This window comes from Sphingomonas sp., assembly GCF_051962185.1.
Classification (GTDB): Bacteria; Pseudomonadota; Alphaproteobacteria; order Sphingomonadales; family Sphingomonadaceae; genus Sphingomonas.
Genome location: NZ_JBQCCN010000242.1, coordinates 1 through 3,248, shown reverse-complemented (window position 1 = coordinate 3,248; position 3,248 = coordinate 1). Strand labels below are relative to the sequence as shown.

The following is a 3,248-nucleotide window of genomic DNA, read 5'->3' as shown; positions in this document are numbered from 1 at the left end:
TTCGTCGACCAGCACCTTTTCCAGCGCGAACTGCTCGCGGCGGTTGAGCGTCAGCTTGAGCTCGGCGAGCACTTCGCCGATGATCGGGCGAAATTCCTCGGCCAGCTCGTCCTTGTTGAGCGTGGCGGCGGCTTCGGGATCGACGCGTTCGAGCAGGCGCGGCAGCACCTGTTCCTTGATCTTGTGGACGGAGGCTTCGAAACCCTCGGCCTTGACGCTGGCAGCGTCGCCGCTGGCGTTCTGGCGCTCGGTCAGGCGCGCCATCGCGTCGCCGCCGGGCGTGCTGGCCGGCGGCTGGTCGCCTTCGGTCTCGCCCGGAACGCCGGTCGGCAAGGGTGGGAATTGCTCCGCCGTATCGGACGCGGGTTGCGCGGCGCCGCCGCCCTGCATCGGGCGCGCAACGCCAAACGCCGGCCTGCCGGCTGGCCCGGCACCCATGCCATTACGGCGCCCGAACGCGCTCATGCCCCTCGATCCCTCATGGTCAGGACCGGTTCCTAGGCGCTAAGATTTGACAATTTCCTAACCAAGCGAGTGCCGCTCGGTCCTAGGTTTGCGCAAGAAGGGGAGGGGACGATGCGTCGGATAGCGTTGATCGGGCTGACATGGCTGGCGACGGGCGCGGGCGCCGTGCCCGCGATGCCCGGCTGGATGGCGGGATGCTGGAGCGAGCAGCAAGGGCCCAACTGGACCGAGGAATGCTGGACCGGGCCGCGCGCTGGCACGATGCTGGGCAGCGGGCGCAACGGGCATGGCGAGGACCTCCGCTCGTGGGAAGCGATGCAGATCGAGCGCAGCGGCGACGGCAAGCTGATATTCTACGCCTCGCCCAAGGGCACGCCGCGCGTCGCTTTCCCCGAACTGTCGTCGGGACCGCGCGAGATCGTCTTCGCCAATCCGCAACACGATTACCCGCAGCGCATCCGCTATTGGCGCGAGGGCATGGACCTGGCTGCGGAGATCAGCCTGATGGATGGGACCAAGGCGTATCGCTGGCATTACAAAAGGCAGTTGGGAAGCTGATCGCTCCCGTCATCCCAGCGAAAGCTGGGATCTCGTGGTGCTTTCGGACTACATGTAAAAAACCCCAGCCTTCGCCGGGGTTTGCATCCTGATGGAATGGCGCCGCGGCAAAGCCGCGTCGTCGGTCTTCGTCATGCGAGGCCGGCCGGGCTCGCCGCCGGGCGGGAAATAGCCGCGGCTATTTCCCTGCGCCGAGCCTTACCCGGCTTGCTCTGCCAGCACCGTCAGCCCGGTCGCCGACACCTCGGCGAAGCCGCCTTTGATCGGCACCAGCTCGGGCTCGGCCTTCTCGGTCGTGTAGATCGCGAGGTTGCCGTCGCGGATCGTCGACATGAACGGCGCATGGCCCTGCAGCACGCCGAAGTCGCCCTCGGTGCCGGGCACGACGACCTGCCACACTTCCTCCGAGCGGAGGAGCTTTTCGGGCGTCACGAGTTCGAAATGCAGCATTTTTCTTCCTTGCTCCCTCTCCCCATCGGGGAGAGGGTAGGGGAGAGGGGCAGTGCGGAAAGCAGGGCCTGTGGCTGCCCCTCTCCCCGGCCCTCTCCCCGGAGGGGAGAGGGAGAAGCCGTTCTTACGCCTCCGCGGCCAGCTTCTCGGCCTTGGCGATGACGCCGTCGATGCCGCCGACCATGTAGAAGGCCGCTTCCGGCAGGTGGTCGTACTCGCCGTTCACCACCGCCTTGAACGAGCGGATCGTGTCCTCGATCTGCACGAACTCGCCCGGAATGTTGGTGAACACCTCGGCCACGTGGAACGGCTGCGACAGGAAGCGCTGGATCTTGCGGGCGCGGCTGACGGTGAGCTTATCCTCTTCCGACAGTTCGTCCATGCCCAGGATCGCGATGATGTCCTGCAGCGACTTGTACTTCTGCAGGATCGACTGGACCGCGCGCGCGGTCTCGTAATGCTCCTGGCCGACGACGCGCGGCTCGAGCACGCGGCTGGTCGAATCGAGCGGGTCCACCGCCGGATAGATGCCGAGTTCCGAGATCGCGCGGTTGAGCACGGTCGTCGCGTCCAAGTGGGCGAACGAGGTCGCCGGCGCCGGGTCGGTCAAGTCGTCCGCGGGGACGTACACGGCCTGGACCGAGGTGATCGAACCCTTGTTGGTCGAGGTGATGCGCTCCTGGAGAGCACCCATGTCGGTCGAGAGCGTCGGCTGATAGCCCACCGCCGACGGGATACGGCCGAGCAATGCCGACACTTCGGCGCCGGCCTGGGTGAAGCGGAAGATGTTGTCGACGAAGAACAAAACGTCCTGGCCTTCCTGGTCGCGGAAATATTCCGCGATGGTCAGGCCCGACAGAGCGACGCGGGCGCGGGCGCCCGGCGGCTCGTTCATCTGGCCATAGACCAGGGCGACCTTCGAGCCTTCGCTGATCGCGTTGCCGTCGGCGTCCTTGGCGATGACGCCCGCGTCGAGGAATTCGTGATAGAGGTCGTTGCCCTCACGGGTACGCTCGCCGACGCCGGCGAACACCGAGGTGCCGCCATGGCCCTTGGCGATATTGTTGATCAGTTCCTGGATGAGCACGGTCTTGCCGACGCCGGCGCCGCCGAACAGGCCGATCTTGCCGCCCTTCGCGTACGGCGCGAGCAGGTCGATGACCTTGATGCCGGTGACCAGGATCGCGCTCTCGGTCGACTGGTCGACGAACAGGGGAGCCTCGGCATGGATCGGGGCCGACTGCTCGGCACCGACCGGGCCGCGCTCGTCGATCGGCTCGCCGATGACGTTGAGGATGCGGCCGAGCGTCTTGGGGCCGACCGGCACGCGGATCTGCGAGCCGGTGTCGGTCACGTTCTGGCCGCGGGTCAGGCCCTCGGTCGAGTCCATCGCGATCGTGCGGACGGTGTTCTCGCCGAGATGCTGCGCGACCTCGAGGACCAAGCGGTTGCCGTTATTGTCGGTCTCGAGCGCCGACAGGATCGCCGGCAGCTGGTCGGGGAAGGTCACGTCGACGACCGCGCCGATGACCTGGCTGATCGTGCCGACATTGTTGGTCGTCGCGACGGGCGCGGTCGACGTCACGTCGGCGGCCGGAGCGGCAGCCTTCGGCTTGGTCGCGCGCGGCTTGCGAGCGGGCTTCTCTGCAGTCGGGGCGGTTGCCATGATGTCCTACCTTGCTTCTTCAATTCGTCGCCCCGGCGGGGGGCCGGGGGGGGAAAGTAAAACCGGGAGCACCCCCCCCCCGACCGGCCCCGCCCCCCCCGCGGGGGCG

General features: G+C 67.2%; 3 protein-coding genes and 1 pseudogene. 1 reads left to right on the top strand and 3 read right to left on the bottom strand.

What is annotated here, in order from left to right; genetic code table 11:
- Positions 1-465, bottom strand: a pseudogene (locus ACTHJR_RS15595) (CpaF family protein); the annotation flags it as partial.
- A 111-nt stretch (positions 466-576) separates the two neighbouring features.
- Between ACTHJR_RS15595 and ACTHJR_RS15590 the strand changes: the two are divergent.
- Positions 577-1,023 (top strand): DUF6265 family protein, encoded by a 447-nt coding sequence (locus ACTHJR_RS15590; RefSeq protein ID WP_440524158.1) that lies wholly within the window; start codon positions 577-579, stop codon positions 1,021-1,023.
- Positions 1,024-1,221: 198 nt separating this feature from the next.
- On the opposite strand, the gene ACTHJR_RS15585 is transcribed toward ACTHJR_RS15590, so the two are convergent.
- The gene (locus ACTHJR_RS15585) at positions 1,222-1,473 is read right to left on the bottom strand and encodes an ATP synthase F1 subunit epsilon (RefSeq protein ID WP_440524157.1); all 252 of its coding nucleotides are present in this window, start codon (positions 1,471-1,473) and stop codon (positions 1,222-1,224) included.
- A gap of 124 nt (positions 1,474-1,597) precedes the next feature.
- On the bottom strand, positions 1,598-3,139 hold the full coding sequence (gene atpD, locus ACTHJR_RS15580) for a F0F1 ATP synthase subunit beta (protein ID WP_440524156.1): 1,542 nt from the start codon (positions 3,137-3,139) through the stop codon (positions 1,598-1,600).
- Between the last annotated feature and the right edge of the window lie 109 nt (positions 3,140-3,248).

Bases quoted from the DNA above. Each gene is read 5' to 3' on its own strand.
- ACTHJR_RS15590 (WP_440524158.1), top strand. From the start codon at position 577: ATGCGTCGGATAGCGTTGATCGGGCTGACATGGCTGGCGACGGGCGCG.
- ACTHJR_RS15585 (WP_440524157.1), bottom strand. From the start codon at position 1,473: ATGCTGCATTTCGAACTCGTGACGCCCGAAAAGCTCCTCCGCTCGGAG.
- atpD (WP_440524156.1), bottom strand. From the start codon at position 3,139: ATGGCAACCGCCCCGACTGCAGAGAAGCCCGCTCGCAAGCCGCGCGCG.